At 69.4% G+C, this 21,686-nt stretch carries 23 protein-coding genes and 1 pseudogene; 16 read left to right on the forward strand and 8 right to left on the reverse strand.

Features of this window, described 5'->3' with window-relative positions; genetic code table 11:
• Nucleotides 1-55: 55 nt before the first annotated feature.
• From ACFY01_RS24255 to ACFY01_RS24275, 5 genes are all read left to right on the forward strand, one after another.
• Nucleotides 56-445: an ArsR/SmtB family transcription factor gene (locus ACFY01_RS24255; protein ID WP_390737806.1), complete on the forward strand. Its 390-nt coding sequence runs from the start codon at nt 56-58 to the stop codon at nt 443-445.
• Between the two features lie 90 nt (nt 446-535).
• Complete coding sequence (locus ACFY01_RS24260; RefSeq protein WP_390737807.1) at nt 536-1,093, forward strand: phosphatase PAP2 family protein; 558 nt, start codon at nt 536-538, stop codon at nt 1,091-1,093.
• 175 nt (nt 1,094-1,268) lie between these two features.
• Nucleotides 1,269-1,706: a phage holin family protein gene (locus ACFY01_RS24265; RefSeq protein WP_390737808.1), complete on the forward strand. Its 438-nt coding sequence runs from the start codon at nt 1,269-1,271 to the stop codon at nt 1,704-1,706.
• On the forward strand, nt 1,703-2,152 hold the full coding sequence (locus ACFY01_RS24270) for a DUF3618 domain-containing protein (protein ID WP_390737809.1): 450 nt from the start codon (nt 1,703-1,705) through the stop codon (nt 2,150-2,152). The genes ACFY01_RS24265 and ACFY01_RS24270 overlap by 4 nt, the downstream gene beginning before the upstream one ends.
• A gap of 188 nt (nt 2,153-2,340) precedes the next feature.
• Nucleotides 2,341-3,402 (forward strand): LLM class flavin-dependent oxidoreductase, encoded by a 1,062-nt coding sequence (locus tag ACFY01_RS24275; protein ID WP_390737810.1) that lies wholly within the window; start codon nt 2,341-2,343, stop codon nt 3,400-3,402.
• 56 nt (nt 3,403-3,458) lie between these two features.
• Here ACFY01_RS24275 and ACFY01_RS24280 read toward each other — a convergent pair whose 3' ends face one another.
• A complete protein-coding gene (locus tag ACFY01_RS24280) occupies nt 3,459-5,864 on the reverse strand; it encodes a glycoside hydrolase family 65 protein (RefSeq protein WP_390737811.1) in 2,406 nt (801 codons plus the stop codon).
• On the reverse strand, nt 5,861-6,034 hold the full coding sequence (locus ACFY01_RS24285; RefSeq protein WP_390737948.1) for a hypothetical protein: 174 nt from the start codon (nt 6,032-6,034) through the stop codon (nt 5,861-5,863). The genes ACFY01_RS24280 and ACFY01_RS24285 overlap by 4 nt, the downstream gene beginning before the upstream one ends.
• 232 nt (nt 6,035-6,266) lie before the next feature.
• On the opposite strand from ACFY01_RS24285, the gene ACFY01_RS24290 reads away from it, so the two are divergent.
• Nucleotides 6,267-6,620 (forward strand): hypothetical protein, encoded by a 354-nt coding sequence (locus ACFY01_RS24290; RefSeq protein WP_390737812.1) that lies wholly within the window; start codon nt 6,267-6,269, stop codon nt 6,618-6,620.
• Here the strand turns inward: ACFY01_RS24290 and ACFY01_RS24295 are convergent.
• Entirely contained in the window at nt 6,583-7,656 is a 1,074-nt protein-coding gene (locus ACFY01_RS24295) for an aldo/keto reductase (RefSeq protein WP_390737813.1), read from the reverse strand. The genes ACFY01_RS24290 and ACFY01_RS24295 overlap by 38 nt on opposite strands.
• 109 nt (nt 7,657-7,765) lie before the next feature.
• On the opposite strand from ACFY01_RS24295, the gene ACFY01_RS24300 reads away from it, so the two are divergent.
• Complete coding sequence (locus ACFY01_RS24300) at nt 7,766-8,392, forward strand: TetR/AcrR family transcriptional regulator (protein WP_390737814.1); 627 nt, start codon at nt 7,766-7,768, stop codon at nt 8,390-8,392.
• 124 nt (nt 8,393-8,516) lie between these two features.
• Nucleotides 8,517-9,446: a GNAT family N-acetyltransferase gene (locus ACFY01_RS24305; RefSeq protein WP_390737815.1), complete on the forward strand. Its 930-nt coding sequence runs from the start codon at nt 8,517-8,519 to the stop codon at nt 9,444-9,446.
• 46 nt (nt 9,447-9,492) lie between these two features.
• Here the strand turns inward: ACFY01_RS24305 and ACFY01_RS24310 are convergent, their stop codons facing one another.
• Both ACFY01_RS24310 and ACFY01_RS24315 read right to left on the reverse strand, forming a co-directional pair.
• The gene (locus ACFY01_RS24310) at nt 9,493-10,074 is read right to left on the reverse strand and encodes a glycoside hydrolase family 25 protein (protein ID WP_390737816.1); all 582 of its coding nucleotides are present in this window, start codon (nt 10,072-10,074) and stop codon (nt 9,493-9,495) included.
• Nucleotides 10,075-10,493: 419 nt separating this feature from the next.
• The gene (locus tag ACFY01_RS24315) at nt 10,494-11,753 is read right to left on the reverse strand and encodes an MFS transporter (protein WP_390737817.1); all 1,260 of its coding nucleotides are present in this window, start codon (nt 11,751-11,753) and stop codon (nt 10,494-10,496) included.
• Between the two features lie 59 nt (nt 11,754-11,812).
• Here ACFY01_RS24315 and ACFY01_RS24320 point away from each other — a divergent pair, with 59 nt between their 5' ends.
• Nucleotides 11,813-12,697, forward strand: coding sequence for a winged helix-turn-helix transcriptional regulator (locus tag ACFY01_RS24320; protein WP_390737818.1), 885 nt, complete (start codon nt 11,813-11,815; stop codon nt 12,695-12,697).
• Between the two features lie 123 nt (nt 12,698-12,820).
• Here the strand turns inward: ACFY01_RS24320 and ACFY01_RS24325 are convergent.
• Nucleotides 12,821-13,495: pseudogene (locus tag ACFY01_RS24325) on the reverse strand (glycoside hydrolase family 64 protein); the annotation flags it as partial.
• Between the two features lie 49 nt (nt 13,496-13,544).
• Nucleotides 13,545-14,291 (reverse strand): AraC family transcriptional regulator, encoded by a 747-nt coding sequence (locus ACFY01_RS24330; protein WP_390737819.1) that lies wholly within the window; start codon nt 14,289-14,291, stop codon nt 13,545-13,547.
• Nucleotides 14,292-14,541: 250 nt separating this feature from the next.
• Between ACFY01_RS24330 and ACFY01_RS24335 the strand changes: the two genes are divergently transcribed.
• The 3 genes from ACFY01_RS24335 to ACFY01_RS24345 all read left to right on the forward strand — a co-directional run bounded on the left by ACFY01_RS24335 (nt 14,542) and on the right by ACFY01_RS24345 (nt 16,788).
• Entirely contained in the window at nt 14,542-15,285 is a 744-nt protein-coding gene (locus ACFY01_RS24335) for an alpha/beta fold hydrolase (protein ID WP_390737820.1), read from the forward strand.
• Between the two features lie 78 nt (nt 15,286-15,363).
• Nucleotides 15,364-15,870, forward strand: a complete 507-nt coding sequence (locus ACFY01_RS24340) for a hypothetical protein (RefSeq protein WP_390737821.1) — start codon at nt 15,364-15,366, stop codon at nt 15,868-15,870.
• Between the two features lie 24 nt (nt 15,871-15,894).
• Nucleotides 15,895-16,788, forward strand: a complete 894-nt coding sequence (locus tag ACFY01_RS24345) for an oxygenase MpaB family protein (RefSeq protein ID WP_390737822.1) — start codon at nt 15,895-15,897, stop codon at nt 16,786-16,788.
• Between the two features lie 229 nt (nt 16,789-17,017).
• Here ACFY01_RS24345 and ACFY01_RS24350 read toward each other — a convergent pair whose 3' ends face one another.
• Nucleotides 17,018-17,785 carry a class I SAM-dependent methyltransferase gene (locus ACFY01_RS24350; RefSeq protein WP_390737823.1) on the reverse strand — a complete coding sequence of 256 codons (768 nt, stop codon included), beginning with the start codon at nt 17,783-17,785 and terminating at the stop codon, nt 17,018-17,020.
• Between the two features lie 50 nt (nt 17,786-17,835).
• Here ACFY01_RS24350 and ACFY01_RS24355 point away from each other — a divergent pair, with 50 nt between their 5' ends.
• The 4 genes from ACFY01_RS24355 (at nt 17,836) to ACFY01_RS24370 (ending at nt 21,684) form a co-directional block, all read left to right on the forward strand.
• Nucleotides 17,836-18,462, forward strand: coding sequence for a GyrI-like domain-containing protein (locus tag ACFY01_RS24355; protein WP_390737824.1), 627 nt, complete (start codon nt 17,836-17,838; stop codon nt 18,460-18,462).
• A 158-nt stretch (nt 18,463-18,620) separates the two neighbouring features.
• Nucleotides 18,621-19,379: a DUF6250 domain-containing protein gene (locus ACFY01_RS24360; RefSeq protein WP_390737825.1), complete on the forward strand. Its 759-nt coding sequence runs from the start codon at nt 18,621-18,623 to the stop codon at nt 19,377-19,379.
• Nucleotides 19,380-19,531: 152 nt separating this feature from the next.
• Nucleotides 19,532-20,776 (forward strand): ABC transporter substrate-binding protein, encoded by a 1,245-nt coding sequence (locus ACFY01_RS24365; RefSeq protein ID WP_390737826.1) that lies wholly within the window; start codon nt 19,532-19,534, stop codon nt 20,774-20,776.
• Complete coding sequence (locus tag ACFY01_RS24370; RefSeq protein ID WP_390737827.1) at nt 20,773-21,684, forward strand: carbohydrate ABC transporter permease; 912 nt, start codon at nt 20,773-20,775, stop codon at nt 21,682-21,684. Before ACFY01_RS24365 ends, ACFY01_RS24370 begins: the two co-directional genes overlap by 4 nt.
• The last annotated feature ends 2 nt before the right edge of the window (nt 21,685-21,686 follow it).

Here is a 21,686-nt window from a genome sequence, read left to right on the forward strand (position 1 = left end):
ATCACATGAAGAGGCATTCATGTGTTCATGGGTTCGTCTCCGTAAGATGTAGCCCATGGGCCACGGAGCTGACGCCAAGACCACCGCCACCGCGCGCCAGCGCCTCGAGGCGGTCGGCGCGGCCGACGTGGCCGCCACCCTCCAGGCCCTCGCCACGCCCTCCCGGCTGTGGATCCTGGCCCGCCTCCAGGAAGGCCCGTGCGCGGCGACCGAACTCGCCGATGCCGTGGGCATGGAGCAATCGGCCTGCTCCCACCAACTGCGCCTGTTGCGCAACCTCGGCCTGGTCACCGGCGAGCGCCGGGGCCGCTCGGTCATCTACGCCCTCTACGACAGCCACGTCGCCGAACTGCTGGGGCAGGCCCTCTACCACGTGGAGCACCTGCGCCTCGGCCTGCGCGACGCGCCGGCACAGGTCCCGGCCCCAGTGGCCGGGCCACGCTGAGCCTCGCACTGGCGAGCCTGACACTCGGGCCGCCTGGGCGGTCGGCAGATCGTCGGTATGGGGTGTGCCTCGGCGGGACATGTGCACTTCATGAGGTTGCTGACGATGTGGCGTGACGCTGACCAGGTTCTGACGCGGCGGGCGGCTTCCCGTACTCCGTCCCGCGTCGCGACAGTGTTGTCGGCGGTGGAGGAGAGCGCGGAGAGCACGAAGCTGTGGTGCGGTGCCGCGGTGTCGATGGCGGCGCTCGGCGGGTGGCGTGGCCGCAAGGCCGCGGTCGCCGGCCTGGCGGCCCTGGCCGTGGCGCAGTTGGTCTCCAACGGACTGTGCAAGCAGCTCGCCGATCGCCCCAGGCCGCCCAGGGAGTGGATCCCGCACGATGAGGTCGACGACCGTCCCGACTCGTCATCGTTCCCCTCCGGGCACACCGCGGCCGCGGTCGCCTTCACCACAGCCGTCGCTCCCGCGTGGCCACTGGCCGGGACTCTGTGCGCGATACCGACCGCGATGGTGGCGGTCGAGCGGGTGCAGTCGGGTGCCCACTACCCCAGCGACGTCGTCGCAGGCGGCGCCATCGGCCTGATCAGCGCCTGGCTCACTCGGCACGCCCCACGCCTGCTGCTGCGGAACTGGCCGGCGCGGCCGTAGCGGCCTGCGAACGAGCCCACCTCGTGCCGGCTCACGCACCCGACGGTCACCGGTGCTGACCAGCAGGCAGAACGCCTGCCCTGAACTGGGACGTTCGGGGTACCCGCGTGCCCGACGGAGGCCGGGCAACCCCGTGTCCGGCCCACAGGAACGCAATCGACGGGAGGTGACCGCCGTGTCGAATACTCAGCCGCCGTCCGCCGACCCCGGCCACAGCACCTACAGCAGTGGCTCCGAGCCGGTCGGCGAGCTGGTGCAGCGAGCCTCGGAGCAGCTGACCGAGCTGGTGCGGGGCGAGCTCAGGCTGGCCCAGGCGGAAATGAAGGAGAAGGGCAAGCGCTACGGCAAGGGCGGCGGCCTGTTCGGCGGCGCCGGCATCGTGGGCTTCCTGACGCTCCAGGCCCTGGTCGCCACCGTGATCGCCGCGCTGGCGGTGCCGCTGCCGGTGTGGGCCGCAGCGCTGATCGTGACCGCGGCCCTGGGCGTGATCACCGCGGTGATGGCCCTGACCGGTAAGAAGCAGGTCGACCAGGCCGCGCCGCCCGCGCCCGAGCAGACGATCGAGAACGTGAAGGCCGACGTGGCCGAGATCAAAGGGAGTGCACACCGATGACCCAACCGCCGCACGACGAGCCCACCGCCTCCAGCCCCGAGGAACTGCGCGAGCAGGTCGAGCAGACTCGTGCCGAGCTCGGCGAGACGGTCGAGGCCCTCGCGGCCAAGACCGACGTCAAGGCCCACGCCCGGGAGAAAGCCATCGAGGTCAAAGAACAGGCCGCTGCCAAGGCGGGTGAACTGAAGAGCAAAGCCTCCGGCATCGCTCACCAGATACAGGACAAACTGCCCGACCCGGTGAAGGACAAGGCCGTCCAAGCGCGCGAGCAGGCCGGCGCCAAGGCGGCGCAAGCCAGCCGGCTCTGGGAGGAGAAGGCCCCCGAACCCGTGCGGCACACCACCGCCCAGGGGGCACAACTGATTCGGGGCAACCGCAACCTGCTGCTGGCGGTCGCAGGCGTGGCCGCCGCGGTGTGGCTGGCCTGCCGCCGCCGGGACGGCTGAGATCGACTGGTACCGGCCCCTGTGAAGGTCTGGTGACCGCCGTGCACGGACAGCTGATGTCGGCGGACCTTTGACTCATCACCGGATCGCACGCAGCCCCGACAGGTGTCCGGTCGGGGCTGCGTGCGAAGAGCGCCGTGGCCGGGGCACCAGGGAATCCCACGCTCTCCCGGGTGTTGAAACCCGTTGTGAGCTCACCATTCGCAGAGACCCGCTTCTCCGTGCTCGACCGCTCCCGCACGCGCGAGGGACACGACGGCACCGACGCCCTGCGGGACACCGTAGGACTTGCCCAGGAGGCGGAGCGGCTCGGGTACCACCGGTTCTGGGTCTCCGAGCACCACGGAGTGCCCGGCGTCGCCGGCTCCGCGCCCACGGTGCTGGCCGCGGCCGTCGCAGCCGCCGCCCGGAGCATCCGGGTGGGGACCGGTGGCGTGATGCTGCCCAATCACCGGCCGCTCATCGTGGCCGAGCAGTTCGGCGTGCTGGAGGCGCTCTTCCCCGGCCGGATCGACATGGGGCTCGGCCGTTCCGTCGGCTTCACCGACGGGGTACGCAAGGCGCTCGGCCGCGACAAGGACGACGCCGACGACTTCGCCGGCCAACTCGCCGAGCTTCTGGGATGGTTCCGGGGCACCTCCGCCACCGGCGTCCACGCACGGCCCTCGGAGGGCCTGACCGTGCCGCCCTTCGTACTGGCCATGGGCCAGGGCGCCACGATCGCCGCCCGTGCCGGGCTGCCCATGGTCATCGGGGACTTGAGAAACCGGGAGAGGATGCTGCGTGGCATCGAGCGCTACCGGCAGAACTTTCAGCCCTCCGAGTGGGCGAGCGAGCCATATGTCGTCGTCTCCGGCACGGTCGCGGTGGCGGACACGCCGCAGGACGCCCGCCGGATCCTGCTTCCCGAGGCTTGGTCGATGGCGCACGCGCGGACCCACGGCACCTTCCCGCCCCTGCCGTCGGCCGAGCGCATCGAGTCCCTGACCATGACCGCCAGGGAACGCGGCTTCTACGAGGATGGGCTCGTCGGTCACATAGCCGGCACCGAGGACCGGGTGACGCACGAGTTGGAGGGGCTGCTCAAGGACACCGGGGCACAGGAGGTGCTCGTCACGACCAGCACGTACGACCGAACAGCGCTGGTGGACTCGTACCGGCGACTCGCCCGCATCGCCGGGCTGGGGCAGGTCCCGGTGCCGCGGCCTGGCGGTACCTCGGCCCCCGTCCTGCGCCCCGGGTCCGAGTGACCCGGGTCCTGGCCCGTCCACGCGCCGCCGCTCGCCGAGGGCAACAAGATCACGATCTAGGGCGGGGCCACCTGTGTCTCCGTTTGCTGCTCCTCCCCGCCCGACAAGCCCATCGGACGGCGGCCCGGCGGCTGCTGTGGCTCGGGGCGCACGGGCGCGGGAGGCACAGGCCGGTCCACCGGAGCGCCGACGGTCACGGTCATCCGTTCCCCGTGATGCATCACGACCAGCGGTCCCCCTTCCACCAACCGGTAACGCGCACGGGACGGGCCGATGTCCACCTTCAGCCTGCTTCCGCGTACCAGCACCGTGAAGGCCACCCGGGACAGCGCTTCCGGCAGGCGCGGTGCGAATGCCAGCAGGTCAGGCCTTCCGTCCTCGCCGATGTAACGGCGCAAGCCCCCGAAACCCCCGACCAGGGCCATCCACGTCCCGGCGAGGGAGGCGATGTGCAGCCCGTCGCGGGTGTTGTGCTCCAGATCGTCCAGGTCCATCAGCGCGGCCTCCCCGAGATAGGCGTAGGCCAGCCGCAGGTGCCCGGTCTCGGCGGCGAGCACCGCCTGGCAGCACGCCGACAGGGAGGAGTCGCGGACGGTGAGCGCCTCGTAGTAGGCGAAATTGCGCGCCTTCTGGTCGTCCGAGAAGAGGTGCGGGCACACCATCATCGCCAGCACCAGATCCGCCTGCTTCACCACCTGCTTGCGGTACAGGTCGAAGTAGGGGTAGTGCAGCAGCAGCGGATAGTTCTCGGGCGGGGTCGCCTGGAAGTCCCAGCGCCGCAAACTCGTGAACCCGGCAGACTGTTCGTGCACGCCGAGAGATTCGTTGTACGGCACCGCCATGCGAGCCGCAGCGTCCCGCCAGGCTGCGGTCTCCTCGTCGTCGACACCGAGTTCCGCGGCCCGCTCCGGATGACGTGCGACCGCGTCGGCGGTGGCCAGCAGGTTCTGCCGGGCCATCAGGTTGGTGTACAGGTTGTCGCGGGCGATGGCGCTGTACTCGTCGGGTCCGGTGACACCATCGATGTGGAAGACGCCTTCCGCGTCGTGGTGTCCGAGGGAGCGCCACAGCCGAGCGGTGTCCACGAGGATGTCCAGCCCCTCGTGGCGCTCGAAGTCCTCGTCCCCGGTGGCCATGACGTACCGGGCGGCGGCCATGGCGATGTCGGCGTTGACGTGGAAGGCGGCCGTGCCGGCCGGCCAGTAGGCGGAACTCTCGGCGCCGTCGATCGTCCGCCAGGGAAACGCCGCTCCTGACAGGCCCAGCTGTCCCGCACGTTCCCGCGCCGCCGGCAGCATCCGGTGCCGCCATCTCAGTGCCGACGCGACGGCCTCCGGCGCGGTGAACGTCAGGACGGGCAGGACGTAGGACTCGGTGTCCCAGAAGGAGTGCCCGTCGTACCCGGTTCCCGTCAGGCCCTTCGCGGGAATGGCCCGGTTCTCACCGCGGGCCGCCGCCTGGAGCACGTGGAAGAGAGCGAACCGCACCGCCTGCTGGATCTGCGCGTCGCCCTCGACCTCGACGTCCGCGCCGGCCCAGAAGTTGTCCAGGTACGCCCGTTGTGCGGCGAGCAGACCGTCCCAGCCCGTGCCGGCCGCGACTGCCACCGCTCCGTCCACCTGATCGTGCACGGCCGGCAGCGAACGCTCCCCCGACCAGCCGTACGCCACGAACTTGGTCAGCCGCAGCGGCTGCCCGGGCACCAGGTCCGCGGTCACGGTCAGACGGCTGACATCGGCCTCGCTCTGCGCCGTCCACCGGGTGCTCCCGGGCCCCTCGATGACGTGGTCGGCCGCCGCACCGACCCGCAGTGCGCTGCGGCCGGTGCAATGCACCAGCCGCAGGCGGGTGTCCTGTGCGAAGTGCTCCTCGGCCCTCAGGGGTGACTCGATCGCCGCGGCCACGCGTGGGTCGCTCTGGAGGCGGGGCAGTTGTTCATTGGCGACCAACTCGGACTGTACGGCCACCGTGGTCGGCCCGTCGATCGGTTCCACCTCGTACACCACCGCGGCCACCGCGCGCTGGGTGAAGGACACGAGCCGCTGTGAGGTGATCCGGACCGTCCGGCCGCCGGGCGACGTCCACCGCGCCGTGCGGCTGAGTACACCGCTCTGGAAGTCCAGAGCCCGCTCGTGTGCCAGCAGTTGACCGTAGCGGAGATCGTAGGGGTGGTCGTCGACCAGCAGCCGGATGATCTTGCCGTCGGTGATATTGATCATCGTCTGGCCGGACTCGGGATATCCGTAGCCGGCTTCCGCGTACGGCAGCGGGTGCCGCTCGTGGACGCCGTTGAGGTAGGCGCCGGGCAGCCCGTGGGGCTCACCCTCGTCCAGGTTGCCGCGCCACCCGATGTGCCCGTTGGACAACGCGAACACCGATTCGCTCTGGGCGAGCACGTCCAGGTTCAGCTGGGTCTCGCGCAGGCACCACGGCTCGACCGTGAAGCTGGGATGTGTGATCACTGCGGCTCCAGGAATTCCGCCAGGTCACGGACGACCACATCCACCCCGTCCTCGCGGAGACAGCCATCGAACATCTGCTTCCAGGCGGCCGCGGGCACCTTCGTGGTCCGGGTGAGGACACCGTCGAGGTCGAACAGGCAGGCACGGACATGAGCAGGAAGCCCCAGCATGTCACCGAGGCTAGGAGGCACCCGCGGCCGCTCGCGCGAAGCGACCTTCCGGCGCGCCGGAAGGCACCCGCTCGGTCGAGGGCCGAGCGCGGCAGGCATGCCGTGCCGGAAGCGATCCGACGTCCCGGTCACCGGCTGGGGCAAGGAGAACAGCGTGTTCATGCCGATGAAGCAGATCATCGACCCCGGTCCGCGCAACGACGCCTAGCTCGACTACATCCAGGCTCAGGAGGTGGGGCCGCAGGGACCGCCCAACATCGAGGCGACCACGTACCTGCCCGACATGTTCTTCAGGAACAACCGCGATGACACCGCCTGGTGGTGGATGCGGAAGATCTACGGCGAGCGGGAGCTCCAGCACGTCAACTCCGGTCAGGGCCCTGACGGCGACTATCCCGAGGTGTCGTTCACCCTGGTCAGCCAGACCGTCGAAGGCCTGATGGGAATCACACCGAACGCGGCGGCGCACCAGGTGACCACACAGTCACGGCTGCCCTCCGGGATGAAGTGGCTCCAAGTGGCGGACGTGCCCATCGGCACCGGCACGATCACCGTGCGGCACGACGGCGCGACGTCGGAGGTGTGAAGTCAACCGCTGGCGGGTTGAGACGGGCGAAGCCTTCCTGGCGTTGGTAAGGGAAGTACGGGTAGGGCGCCGCCTTGCCGCTCGCCGCGTCGAGTTTCGCCATCTGGTCGGGCGTGAGCGCCCAGCCGACGGCACCGAGATTCTGACGGAGCTGCTCCTCGTTGCGGGCGCCGATGATGACGGAGGAGACGGTAGGTCTCTGGAGCAGCCAGTTGATGGCGATCTGCGGAATGGCTCTGCCGGTCTCCTGCGCGATCTCGTCGAGGGCGTCGACCACGCGGTAGAGGTGGGCGTCATCGACCGGCGGGCCGTAGTCGGCGGTTTGGTGCAGCCGGCTGCCGGCGGGTAGCGGTTGATCGCGGCGGACCTTGCCGGTGAGCCGTCCCCAGCCGAGCGGGCTCCAGACGAGTGCGCCGAGGCCCTGGTCGAGTCCGAGGGGCATCAGTTCCCACTCGTAGTCACGGCCGATGAGGGAGTAGTAGACCTGATGTGCGACGTAGCGCGGGTGGCCGTACCTTTCTGCGATCGCGAGGGACTTCATCGTCTGCCAACCGGAGAAGTTGGAGACTCCGAGGTAACGGACCTTTCCCGCTCGGACGAGATCGTCGAGCGTGGACAGCACTTCCTCGATCGGCGTGCCGGCGTCGAAGGCATGTAGCTGGAACAGGTCGATGTAGTCGGTGCCGAGCCGGCGCAGCGCGTCCTCGCATGCGGTGATCAGGCGGGAACGGGAAGAGCCCGCATCGCCCGGGCCGTCGCCCATCGGCAGACCGGTCTTGGTGGACACGATCACCTGGTCCCTGCGGCCTTTGATCGCTTCGCCCAGCACTTGCTCGGACGCGCCGCCGGAGTAGACGTCCGCGGTGTCGAACATCGTGATCCCGGCATCCAGGCAGACGTCCACGAGGCGGCGCGCTTCTCGCACATCGGTGTTGCCCCAGGCCCCGAACAGCGGCCCTTGGCCGCCAAAGGTGCCGGCACCGAAACTCAGCGCGGAGACCTTGAGTCCGGATGCACCCAACCGCCTGTATTCCATGGCCGCTCCTCGATCGTCTCAGCTGGCACTGGCTAACGGTTTCAGAGTTCCGTTAGCATGGCGACTCAAGGTATCAGGTACAAGCAGTTAACGAAACTGGGGTCCCGTTATGAGCGCGGAGGGTGCTGAGGGCGCGGAGCCGGGGAGTGTCCGGCCGGGAGGGCGCACGGCGCGGGTCCGGGCGGCCGTGCTCCAGGCGGCCGGGGACACCCTGGCTGAGAGGGGCTTCGCCCAATTGGAACTCGCCGACATCGCGCGCCGTGCCGAGGTGGGCAAGACGACCGTCTACCGGCGCTGGGGAACGGTGACCGGCCTGGTGGCCGACCTGCTGGCGGACATGGCCGAGCAGTCACTGTCGCGTACGGAAACCGGCTCGTTGCTCGGCGATCTCACGGCCAATGCCCGGCTTGTGCAGCGCACCTTGGCCGACCCGCGGCAGGGAGCGCTGTTCAAGGCCGTGATCGCGGCCGCCACCTGCGAGGCGAAGACGGCCGAGGCCCTGCATCACTTCTACGACATCCGCGTCAAGGAGTGGGCCCCCTGCGTCCAGCAGGCCATCGACCGGGGCGAGGTACCCGAGGGCACCGACACCCATGAGGTGATCCGTGCTGTCTCCGCCCCCCTCTACTACCGCCTCCTGACCAGCTGTGATCGCCTCGACGAAGCCGCCGCGGACCGGGCCGCCGAGGCCGCGGCGGCTGCCGCGCGTGCAGGAGCGTACGTGCGGAGCAGATGACTTGTGTGGCGGGTTCTTCCCGCTTCTGGCCGACGAGTGGCTCGCCGAGGCTGCGCTCCGCCGCCTGGTGACGACCCAGGTATTCAGGTCGACATTGGAGTGCGGATGGCGCAGGGTTCACCCCATGTCTGCTCCTTCCTTGATCTGCCTGCCGACCGGCTACCGAAGCCGGTCGGCAACCACCGCTGACGTCACCGCACTTCACCGCTTGGTCACTGCATGTGAGGTCGAGCTCCATGGTCGTGCTGCGACCGGCCCCGACGCCATAGCCGCCGATCTCGGTTCGCCTGGGGTGAGCCTGGAGTCCGACACGGTGCTCGTTCACGACTGCGCGGGCGAGCTGGCCGGCTGGGGCTGGGTGAAGGGGCGGCGCTCCACGGTCCACGTGCATCCCCGTCACACGGAGCGAGGTCTTGGCAGTCTGCTGCTTGCCTGGGCCGAGGCACGGGCCCGGCAGTCGGGTAGCGATCGGCTTGCCCAGACGGTCTCCGACAGCGATCAAGCGGCGATCGCGCTCCTGGGATCCAGGGGGTACTCCCGGCTCGTCACCGAGTGGCTGCTGGAGATCGCGATGCCGGTCGAACCGGAGGTGCCCGAGCCACCGGTGGGCATTACGGTCCGAGCGTTTCGCGCGGGCGACGAACAGAGGGCGTACCAGCTCACCGAAGACGCCTTCGACGAGTGGCAGCAACGGCGAAAAACCTATACGGAATGGGCCCAGCACACGGTTGAGCGCGAAACGTTCACACCCGTGGCGTCACCGGTCGCCTTCGCCGGCGATCAGATGGTCGGCGCGGTGCTGTCCCTGGATGTCCCCGGCAACGACGAAGGGTACGTCGAACGGGTCGCGGTCCGACGAGACCAGCGCCACCGGGGGATCGCCCGCATGCTCCTGCGGGAGACCTTCCGCGCCTTCTACCGGCAGGGCAAGCGGGACTGCACGCTGTGGACACACTCGGACACCGGCGCGCTGTCCCTGTACGAGCGCATCGGTATGACGGTCCGGCGTAGTTCCACGGTCTACTGCAAGGCGCTCACCAGTTCTCAGTTCTGAGGTCGGCGGGCGAAGCACCAGGCCCCGCCCGTCGGCGTATCGGACGCTAGTTCCTCCCGCCGTTGGTGCTGCCCGCGAACGCGACCAGCTCGGCCTTGGAGGCGAACTTGCCCACGTTGGTGTCCAGCGGCTCGTCGGTGTACTGGTGGAACGTCCAGTCGGCCTGGATGTGGGGCTTGCCCGCGTGAACGCCGTACTCGGCGATCCAGAGGAAATCACCCGCGTTGTTGGTGGTGTCCCGGTGAGTCCAGAAGTCCCGGTTGCAGTACAGCCCGACCTTGTGGTCGGAGCCGCGGAGCCGCTTGACCTCGGCGATGAAGGAGTCCTTCTCCGCGCAGGTCGCCGCGGTGCCGTTCGGGTTGGTCTCCCAGTCGACGACCAGCAGGTCGTGCTCGATGCTAGCGCAGGCCTCCACGAAGTGGGCCGCCTGCTCCTTGATGTGGCCCGGATGCAGGAAGTGGTAGAAGCCGACGACCAGGCCGGCGGCGCGGGCGTGTGCGGTCTGCTCCTTCTGCTTGGGGTTGACGTAGGAACGGCCCTCGGTGGCCTTGATGAACGCGAAGCTGGTGCCGGCGGTGGGGAAGTCCGCGCTCTGGAAGGCGGATACGTCGTAACCCTTGATCGTCATGGTGGTCCTCCGATCCGTCGATCCGGAGGGAGCACCGTGAGGCAGCCACGCGCACGGCGCCGCGCCCAGCCCGACGGGGCAGCCGTCGACGACTTCGGCGTCCACGACACCGCCGTGGCCCGAGATCAGGCGGGTTCTCGACCGGTTGTCTCCACGACCGTCACGCCATAGTGCTCGGGGTACTGCCGCTCCGGATGCCGGCGTCCGCGCGCCAGTCCGGCACGGTGCGGTCCTCCACGGTCTCTTCCACGATCCGTCAGGTGGCCGGACCGCGCAACTTGCGGTGATGACCTTGGCCGGGAGCGGGGGCGCGAGCTCTTCCCTTTCTCCAGGTATGCCGGACGCGCGGGCGGCGGACCGCACGGCTGACGGTTTCGAGCCCCCTGTGAGCCGGTGGAGTCACCTCCGCGGTGCCCCGTTCACGCGAGGTCGCGCATCCGGCGGATCGGGCTCGCCAGGAGGATCGCTGGGCTGACCGTGGAGAGTACGGCCATGAGTGCGAAAGAGGCGCGGGGCCCCCACAGGGCGGCGGCACCTCCCGCGGCCAGCGCGCCGAACGGGACCGCGCCCCAGGAGATGAAACGGACCGTCGCCATCACGCGCGGCAGCAGTTCCGGGGGTGTGGCGGTCTGCCGGTAGGTGCGGGTCACGATGCTCGTCACCACCACGGCCCCGGCGAAACCGCCGTTCCCCAGGGCGAACAGACCGAGTGCCAGGGAATGTCCGGCCAGTGGCATCAGCACCGCGAAACACGGGGAGAGCACCGCGGCCCAGCGCAGCGCCCGGCCGCTGCCCAGGCGGGCGACGATCCGGGGCGTCAGCGCCGCACCGACCAGGGTGCCGAGGCCATCGGTCGCGATGAGTATCCCCACCAGGGCGGGCGACGCGTCGAGGGTGCGGACCAGAAAGACCGGGGTGAGCGCCATGAGGCCACCGCAGACGAAGTTGACGGCGGTCGCGTCCGCCGTGCAGGGGCCGATGACCGGGTGGCGGGTGACGTACCGCCAGCCCTCGCGAATCATCTCGCGCATACCGCGGCGCGGGCCCTCCTGCGCGGGGTGCGCAACCGGCGGCAGGCTGCCCATGAGCGCGGCCGAGACGAGGTAGCTCACCGCGTCGACCACGATCGACGTCGCCGCGCCGAACAGCTGGACCAGCACGCCGCCCAGGGAAGGGCCACCGAGCTGGGTCGCCGCCCTGGTCCCCGAGGTGAGGCTGTTCCGGGCGGTGAGCTCCTCCTTGCTGACGATGGAGGGCAGGAAGGTCGAGTTGCCGACGTCGAAGACGACGGACGCCAGCCCGACCACCAAGGCCACGACTATCAGCTGCGGCAGGCTCAGGACGCCGAACGCCGCAGCCACCGGCACCGAGGCCACCGCGGCGGCCCGGAGCAGATCCATCGCCACCTGCGTCCCGCGCAACGGCAGACGATGCACGAGGACTCCGGCCGGGAGGCCGATCAGGAGCCACGAAGCGAAGGAGGCGGCCGTGATCAGGCTGACCTCGAATGCGGAGGCGTGCAGCACCAGTACCGCGAGCAACGGCAGGGCGACCGCCGTCACGGCGTCGCCGAGCCCGCTCACCGTGGACGCACCCCAGTACCGCCAGAACGCCGCCACACGCGACGCGCCGTCCGGCTGGTTGTCCCTCTCTCCCCGCCCCTGCACCGCCGTCGTCATACCTGCCCCCTGCGACCGTCGAGTGAGTTCCTTTAGGGAACTGACTATACTCATGGATCATGCGGTACACAGAGCTCGGCGACCCGGACTGCGCGATCGCGCAGGCGCTCGCGGTGGTCGGTGATCCATGGACGCTGCTGCTCATCCGGGACGTCGCGGGTGGGACGCACCAGTTCGACGCGCTCCGGGACGGACTCGGTATCAGCCGCAAAGTACTGACCGAGCGTCTGAAGGCCCTTGTCGCGGACGGTGTACTGGAGAAGCGCCTCTACAGCTCGCACCCTCCCCGGTACGAGTACCACCTGACGCCGGCCGGACGCGGCCTGCTACCGGTCCTCGTCACCCTCCAGGACTGGGGCGCCCGCCATGTCATGGGCGACGGCGTCCTGTCGGCCACCGGCGCGACCGACTCTGCCGAGACCCGACGCGTACACGCCCTGGTGGGGCGTCGGCTGCCCGAGCTCGAACTCGTCGGCGCGGAGGGTGTGCCGATCGACCCGGTCTCCACGGACCGGGCGTGGACGGTCCTGTACTGCTTCCCCGGGGCCTACGCGCCCGGCGGGCACGACTACCCGCCGGGCTGGGGCCAGATCCCGGGCGCGCGCGGCTGCACGCTCGAGTCGTGCACCTATCGCGACCGGATGGCGGCCTTCGCGGAGCGCGACGCCAAGGTGCACGGAGTCAGCACGCAGCGCCCCGACCAACTCGCCGCCTTCGCCGAGCACGAGCGGATCGCGTTCCCGCTCCTGTCCGACGCCGACCTCCAACTGGCCGCGGCGCTGCGGCTGCCCACCTTCCGCGCAGCGGGTGTGGACCGGCTCAAGCGCCTTACTCTCGTCCTCGACTCCTCCCGCACGGTGCGCGGGGTGCTGTACCCGCTCAACGACCCGGCGGGTTCCGTCGACGACGCCCTGGCGCTCGTCGACTCGCTGGCCGGGGCGTGACGACTCAGCCGCCGTCGACTCGGTCAGCGCCGTGGCCACCGGGACGACGAGCGCAGCGCGACCTGGGCACCGGTCGGGCCGTACTGCCGTCCGTCGCGGCGGGTGTGGTCGCCACTGGATCGGCTACCAGCCGACGGCGACCAGGAGCCACTGCGGGTTGGCGTGGGAGATGAAGGAGGACTGGCCCGCCACGTCGTCGTAGGGGAAGCCGTAGGCGAGGTGGTTGATGGCGTTGTCGTGCCAGAACTCGGCGTAGTGGTTCGCCGGTGCCGCCTTGTAGAACTGGGCCGGGTCGGACTGCTGGGAGGCCGGCAGGGTGGCGACGTGGCGGTTGAGGGCGGCGCACATGTCGGGGTTGCCCGCCAGGGAGGCGGCGCAGCCGAAGATGTCGGAGGTGGCCGCGTTGACACCCACGGACTGGGCGTAGGCGATAAAGTAGTTCGCGTTGGCGCCGCCCGCGCGGAAGCTCGGGTCGCTGCCGGGCGCGATGATCCGGTACGGAGACTGCGTCCGGGCAAGCACCTTGAACTGGTCCGGAACGGCGTCGGTGAAGCGCTGGAAGGTGGTGGCGCGGTCCTCGGCGAAGGTCTGCCGGTTCTCGCCGACCTCGACGTCGTAACCGTCCCTGGTGTGCAGGCGCATGGCGAGCTTCAGGCCGAAGGCGTCGACCCGAGTGGTGTTGCCGTTGAAGACGTTGTTGCCGACGGTGAACTCGATGAAGTCGTAGTACAGGCTGTTGGGCGAGCCCAGGTAGAAGTACATGCGGCCCGCGGAGTTGGCCGGCATGTCGGTGTCGGGCACGGTACGTCCGGATCGTTCGGTTCACGACCGCTCAAGCGTCCTCAGGTCAGCCTGTCCGTACATCACTTGACGATCCCGGTACGGGCCTGACCGTTCCCTGGCGGCTGGTTCGGTAACGGCCCGGGGTCGTTCCGATGATGTCGGTGAACGCCGCGATGAAACTGCTGGGGTTGGCCCATCCGCAGGCGTAGGCGGTTTGGGTGGTGTCGTGGCCGTCGGCAAGAAGCACGAGGGCGTGGTGGATGCGCAGCTGTGTGCGCCACTCATAGAAGGTCATGCCGAGTTCGGTGCGGAACAGTCGGCTGAGAGTGCGGGTGCTGGCTCCGATCGTCTTCCCGAGTTCGGCCAGCGTGGCGTTGTCCGCCGGCGTTTCGTACAGCACCCGGGCGATGGCTTGCAGTCGGTCGTCCCGTGGTTCCGGCAGGTGCAGTGGCTGTTCGTGTGCTTCGCGGAGTTCGTCCACGAGGACTCGAAGGAGGCGGGAGCGTGCGGAGGGGCTGTAGTCAGGCGCGGCGTCGTCGTAGTTGCGGGGGCCGGTCAGGGCGAGCAGGACCTCGCGGGCGAGCCCGGAGGCCAGGAACACGGCCGGATGGTCCGGTACGAGCCGGGCGAGGGACGGCGCGAGAAAGACGATCCGCATGTCGGTGTCGCCGTGGGCGCGGTGACAGTGCGTGAACCCCGCGGGGGTCCAGGCGACCCGGTTGGCGGGAACGATCGACGTGCCGCGCTCGGTGTGAACTGTCAACACGCCGCTGGCCGCGTACACCAGGTGTCCCCGTGCGTGCGACTGCACTGCGCTTGTCTCGCCGGACGGCCAGAAGTGACGGCCGCCGGACGGCCACACATGTGACGTCATACCGGTGTGCGGAGAAGGTTGGCGGCGAACAGGCATTGGTTGGCATCCTATCGTTAACAGGCCACACCTTGATCTGGTGACACTGTCTCCACGCGGACTGGTCTTTCCTCGCGCAAAGCGCCCGACCAACCACATGTCATCGAGGCAGCGTGCCTCGATACCCGCGGCTTGAGAGAAGGAGAAGCGCATGGCGACGTTCGTCCTCGTGCCCGGCGGGTGGCACGGCTCCTGGTCGTTCGAGGCGGTGGTTCCGCTGTTGGAGCGTGCCGGCCATGCCGTTCACGCCCTGACCCTGACCGGTCTGCGGCCGGACGACGACAACGCGACGGTCGCGACCGCCAACCTCGACACGCACGCCGACGACGTATTGCGGCTCCTCGATCGCGCCCACGTCACCAGCGCGACGCTGGTCGGCCACAGCTACGGCGGGATGGTGATCGCCGCGGCCGCCGATCGCGCTGACGGCCGGATCTCGCGGCTGGTGCATCTCGACGCCTACGTACCACGCGATGGCGAGTCGTGCTGGTCCTCAACGACCGAGCGCTACCGGCAGGCGTTCGCTGCCGGCGCTGCGACCACCGGTTATGCCGTCCGGCCGCCGGACGGAGGCGACCCCCGCCGCCGTCCCCATCCCCTCGCCTCGTTCCTGCAGACGATCCGGCTCACAGGCACGCTCGCCCGGGTCCCCCGTCGGGAGTTCATCTACTGCTCGGGATGGGAGGACCGGACGCCGTTCGCCGACCTCCGCACCCGACTCGCAGCCGATCCCGAATGGCAGGTCCACGACCTCCCAACCGGCCACGACGCGATGCATGAGGCTCCGGAGGCGGTCGCTGCACTACTGCTAGGCGAATGCGCCGCGGGACCGTCGACGCTCGGACGACTGGCTTCCGAGCGATCGGCATGCGATCCCCCTGGGAAGGGACCATGACTCGGGATGACCGTCGCCTCGCAAGCCCCGGCCCAAGTCTCGACTCAAGTCCCGGCCCAAGGGTGTGCCGCCCGGTTGGTGGGGCGGGCCCCCGGCGGGGTGCGGCCGTATCGGGAGTTGCTGCGGCTCGACCGGCCGGTGGGGGCCTGGCTCCTGGTGGTGCCCGGATGGATCGCCCTGGGAGCGATCGCCGGGCCCCGGGACGGGGGGCTGCTCGGGCTGCTGCTCCTGGTGTACGGGGTACTGTCGAGAAGGGCCGCCTGCGGGCTCAACGATGACCGGGAGGCCGATGTGCGGGTCGGGGTGCGGTCGGCCGTCGTGCTGCTGGGGCGCCACGGCCCGACGCTGGTGGGCGGCGTGTACGCGGGGTGTGTGGTGCTGCTCGCCTGGTTCGGGGTCGTGGCCGGGCTCGGGCCGCTGTACTGGCCCGGACTGTGCGTGGTCGCGGGGCAGTTGGGATGGCAGGTGTGGCGGGCCGACCCTGCGGACGTCGGAGCCTGCGGGCGGGCGTTCGGCACCAACCCCCTGTGCGGACTGCTCATCCTCGTGGCCGTGCTCGCCGGGCGGATCGGTACCCTCGGCTGAGGGAGGCGGACCCTGGAGGTGCTGGTGGGACTGCGGGAACGGATCGCGGCGGAGCTCACGGCGACCATGCACGGCGGGGATCTCAAGCTGGAGCGGTATGCGGGGCCGCTCGGCGATCCCGGGCTGTTCGGGATCGCGCCGGGGGACCCCGTGTGGCGGGTGCACGGGCAGGCCACCGGGATGCTCACCGGTGGGTTCGCCGCGCTCATGCTCCAGTCGCTGCATCCGCTGGCCATGGCGGGGGTCGACCAGCACTCCGACTTCCGCGCCGATCCGGTCGGGCGGCTGAACGGCACCGTACGGTTCATCACCACGACCACTTTCGGCTCCTCGGCCGCCGCCCGCGAGGTGATCGACCTCGTCCGGCGGATCCACACCCGGGTGCACGGCACCGCCCCCGACGGCCGGCCGTACCGCGCGGACGACCCCGACCTGCTCACCTGGGTGCACACCGCCGAGGTACGCAGCTTCCTCGCCGGCCACCAGACCTACGCATCCCGGCCGCTCCGGCTGACCCCCGCCGAGTGCGACGCCTACTACCGCCAAGTCGCCCCCGTGGCAGAGGCGTTGGGTGCGCGGAACGTGCCGCGCACCAACCTCGAAGCCGAGCGCTACCTGGCCCGCCTCCGCCCCGAACTCCACGCCACCCAGGCCGCGTTGGACTCGGTACTGTTCCTCCGCCGCTTCGGACGCACACGACGGGAACGGCTGGTCGTAGGCCTGCTCATGAACGCCTCGATCGGACTCCTCCCCGACTGGGCCCGCACCGAACTCGGCATCCACCGCCCCGCCCCCGTCCGCACCGGCTGGGACCGGCCCCTGGCGACGGCCGTCGGACGCACCCTCGAATGGGGGCTCGGGCCCTCCCGGATCCAGGCCGCCGCACGGGGGCGGCTGGCGGGGGTGCGGCAGAGTTGACGTCGAGGACCTGGTAGAGGGTCAGGTCGGCGTGCGCGCTGCGGGTCGGGCCGCCGGTACTCGCGGGCAGCCTCCCGCGCTACGGAGCTTCTCCACTGGTCGTGATCCCCGCTCTGCCCCTTGCCCTGGGCGGGGCCGCTCGCCCTGGCCACCGCTCCCGGGGTGCTGATCTGGACGTTGAAGGGGCATCCCTGGGGGTGATCCCCAAGCCGGCTCCCGATCGGACCCTCTACTCGCCGGCACGTGCCATGAGCAGCGGCTGGAAGAAACCTGTCTCCTGCGGCATACGCCACTCGGGGTCCACGAACCCCGCGTCGGTCACGAGACCGGTCAGCCGGTCCAGGGCGAGCGCCCAGTAGGCGGTCCGGCGGACCCTGACACGCCATTCTCCGCCCGTGGGCAGGAGCTGGAAGTGTTCCAGCTCGTAGTGCTCGCCGTCCTCGTGCCAGTGCCAGAGCTGGAAGGTGACGGTCCGCTCTCCCCCGTCCGCGGGCCGGTGGACCTGTGGGAGCGCCGATTCGGGGCGCTGGCGCAGCAGGTCGTCGTAAGCGCGCGTACTGAGCAGCAGCAGGCCGCCGGGACGGAGCACGCGGCGCATCTCCGTCAGGGCGGCGTGGACGTCCTGCTCCGTCAGAAGGTGGGGCAGGGCGTTGTCGGCGCAGACGACGGCGTCGAATCGGACGTCGGGAAACGGCAGTCGCCGCATGTCCGCGACTGCCGTGCCCAACGCCACATTCCGGTGGCCGGCCTCGCGGGCAGCACGGGCGACAGCGCGGGGGCTGAGGTCTGTACCGGTGACGCGGTGGCCGCGCAACGCCAGGCCGATGGCCTGCGTGCCGATGCCGCAGGAGCAGTCGAGCACCGCCGCGCGGTCTTGGCTTAGCAGGGCGTCCAAAGCGTCCCCCTGCCGGCGGACGCTGGCGTCCCAGTCCGTATAGATCAGGTGGTAGTCGTCGGCCGGTTCGTCGTAGAAATGTGCCACCGAGTTCTCGGTCATGGCCCGAGGCTACTGTTCGTGCGAAGCCCATCACAGAGAGGTTCCTCCGTGTGACCGCCAAGTACGACGTCAAGCGCCGGCTCCGGAAGTGCTACTCCCCCAAGAACACCGACTGGGAAGTCGTCGATGTCCCCGAGCTTCGTTTCCTCGCCATCGACGGGCACGGCGACCCGAACACCAGCCCCGCGTACCGCCATGCGGTCCAGGCGCTCTACGCGGTCGCCTACACCACCAAGTTCGCGAGCAAAGGCGACCTCGGCAAGGACTTCGTCGTGGGCCCGCTCGAGGGACTGTGGTGGGCGGACGACATGGACGACTTCCTGGCCAGGCTCAAGGACAACTGGCGATGGAGACTTCTCATCAACGTCCCCGACTGGATCACTGGCGGCATGATCGAAGACGCCAAGCACACCGCCCTGACCAAGAAGGGGCTTCCGGCCATTCCGGACGTTCGGTCGGAGACGCTGCACGAGGGCACCAGCGCCCAGGTCCTCCACATCGGCTCTTACGACGACGAGACACCGATCCTGACCAGGCTCCACCACGATTACCTCCCCGCCAAGAACTTGCGGGAGGCGGGGTTGCACCACGAGGTCTACCTCAGCGACCCACGCAGGACTGACCCCGCCAAGCTCAGGACGATTCTGCGGCAACCCGTACAGGCGCGGTCCGATTGAGGGAGGTCGGCGCGTCAACCGATCCGCTGGGCGCACGCATCCACGACCGGCGGCGAATCCGGCTGCCCATGAAGGATTCTTTTCGCTTCCATGACTTCCATTGCTCGGATGTGTTGGTTTCCGTACGCTCCTGGCCGTCCACAGGAAGGGATCCTCCGATGCGCATCACCTGGTCCGCCGCTCTGGTGAGCCTCGCCGTTGCGGCCACCACCGCACTCACCACCGGTGCCGCTGCCACCCCGGCCCGCCAAAGCCCGCACCACCACCGCCAGTTGCTGGCCAGAGACAACTTCCGGCACGGCATTGGCCAATGGTCGACCGAGCTGGAGAACGGCGGCAGTGTCACGGCGAACGACGGCGTGCTGGACGTCGACGTGCCCGCCGGGGCGTCCGTGTGGTTCAAGCGGCCCTTCTCGGGCCGGTACGAGATCGACTTCACCGCGACGCCGGTCTCCCAGGGCGGTCCCAACGATCGGGTCAGCGACCTGAACTCCTTCTGGAACGCCAGGGATCCACGCTCCCCCGACAACCTGTTCGGCACGCCCCGCAGCGGCGCCCTGGCCGACTACGACTACCTCACCACGTACTATGCGGGCCTCGGCGCGAACTACAACACCACCACCCGGCTGCGGCGTTACGTCGGCGTGGCAGGATCCCGGCCGCTGATCTACGACTACACCTCGCCGCTGCTCACCGCGAACGAGCCCAACCGGATCCGGCTGGTCTCCGACGGCAAACACATACAGTACTGGGACAACGGTGAGCTGGTCTTCGACTACACCGACGAGGACCCGTACACCAGCGGCTGGTTCGCGTTCCGCACCACCTGGAGCCACTTCCACATCACCGACTTCCGCGTCTGGCGGCTCAAGGGCGAAGGCGGTCCGGCCACCCCCGGGTCCTCCCCCGGTCGGTGACGCACTGAGCCGAGGCCGTGCCCGGGTGAGGGACTCCTTCGGCGCAACAGCGCCCCTTGACACGTACAAACCGTTGCAACACTCCTGCCGCAAACGCGGGGCATGATTTACCTTCTGGCCGTGAATCGACGAACCGTCAGGGGGCGCGCACCATGACCATCAGTCGCAGGGCACTGCTCGCCGCGGGGGTGGGCGCCGGGCTGCTCACCGCCTGCGGGTCCAATACAGGACGCGGCGGGGGCAGCGGTGCGGGGCCGACGCTGTCGCAGTGGTACCACCAGTACGGTGAGGCGGGCACCGAGCAGGCGGTGAAGCGGTACGCCGCGGCCTACAAGAAGGCCGATGTCAGCGTGCAGTGGCGGCCCGGCAACTACGACCAGCAGACCGCCGCCGCGCTGCTCACCGACTCCGGTCCGGATGTCTTCGAGGGCAGCCCCACCCTCGACCAGATCCAGGGGGGCCAGGTCGTCGATCTCACCGACCTGCTCGAAGGCGTCAAGGACGACTTCAACCCGGCCGTACTCACCCCGAAGACGTACGACGGGAAGATCTGGGGCATCCCGCAGGTCATCGACATGCAACTGCTCTACTACCGCAAGAGCCTGCTGAAGGACGCGGGTGTGGAGCCACCGGCCACCCTGGACGCACTGGTCGAAGCCGCCCGGAAACTGACCACGAAGAAGATCAAGGGGCTCTTCCTCGGCAACGACGGTGGTGCCGGTGTCCTGGGCGGAACACCGCTGTACGCGGCCGGACTTCAACTGGTCACGGACGACGGCATGGTCGGTTTCGACGACCCGGCCGCCGCACGTGCCCTTGCGAAGGTTCACCAGTTGTACGCCGACAAGTCCCTGCTCCTCGGCGCACCCGCCGACTGGTCGGACCCGTCCGCCCTCCTCCAGGGCCTGACCGCCATGCAGTGGTCCGGCCTGTGGGCGCTCCCCCAGGTGCAGAAGGAACTCGGCGACGACTTCGGAGTGCTGCCGTTCCCCAAGGACGGATCGGGCAGTCCCTCCGTCCCCGTCGGTGCGTTCGGGGCCGCTGTCAGCGCCCGCAGCAGGCACAAGGAGACCGCCAAGGACTTCGTGAAGTGGCTGTGGGTCGAACGCACCGACTATCAGGCGGACTTCGCTCTTTCCTACGGCTTCCACATCCCCGCGCGGGTCTCTCTGGCCAAGAAGGCCGGCAAGCTGAAGACGGGTGCGGCCGCCGACGCCGTCCGCTTCACCACCGAACACGGCTACGCCCAGCCACTGTTGTGGACCCCTGCCAGCCAGACCGCCTACCAGGACGCGCTGAGCCGGATCATCAAGAGCGGAGCCGATCCGGAGAGCGAACTGAGGACGGTCGTCCGGAAGGTGTCGGCCGAACTCGACCGGGTGAAGAAGAAGTCGTGAGGGCCGGACGCAGAGTACGCAACCGCACTCTCTGGTTCTGGATCTTCGTCGGCCCGTTCGTTCTCGGGCTCGCCCTGTTCACGTACGTCCCTCTGCTGTGGAGCGTCGGTCTCAGCCTGTTCGACGCCCGCAACACCGTCACGCCCACTCACTTCGTCGGCTTCGACAACTACACGGCCATGCTGTCGGACGACGCCTTCGTCGACAGCCTGCGCACCTTCCTGGTCTTCACGGCGTTCATCGTGCCCGCGACGTATGTCCTCTCGCTCGCCCTCGCACTGATGGTGAACCGGGTGCGCCGGGCGCAGGCGTTCTTCCGGTCCGTGTTCTTCCTTCCGGCAGCGTGCAGTTACGTCGTCGCCGCCCTCATCTGGAAGATGTCCGTGTTCAACGGCGTACGGTTCGGGCTCGCCAATGCCGTGCTCGGTTGGTTCGGCGGCGACCCGGTCGCCTGGCTCTCGACCACCGACCCGCCCTGGTACTGGCTGGTGATCGTCACGGTGCGATTGTGGCTCCAGACGGGCTTCTACATGATCCTCTTCCTGGCCGGGCTTCAGCGGATCGATCGCGGGCTGTACGAGGCTGCCGAGGTCGACGGGGCCCGGCCCGGCTGGCAGGTACTGCGGCACATCACGCTGCCGCAGCTGGGCGCCACGTCGATCGCGGTCGTCCTGCTCCTCGTCATCAACGCCTTCCAGGCCTTCGACGAGTTCTACAACCTCCTCTCGGACGCCCGCGGATACCCGCCGTACGCCCGTCCGCCGCTCGTCTACCTCTACTACGTGGCCCTCGGCCAGGGGCAGAACCTGGGGCTCGGCAGCGCCGGCGCGGTGATCCTCGCGCTGGTCATCGTGGTCGTGACGGTGGGTCAGGCACGCTGGTTCGGACTGGGCAAGAAGGAGGAGTGACG

It is taken from the genome of Streptomyces sp. NPDC001480 (genome assembly GCF_042894725.1).
Lineage (GTDB): Bacteria > Actinomycetota > Actinomycetes > Streptomycetales > Streptomycetaceae > Streptomyces.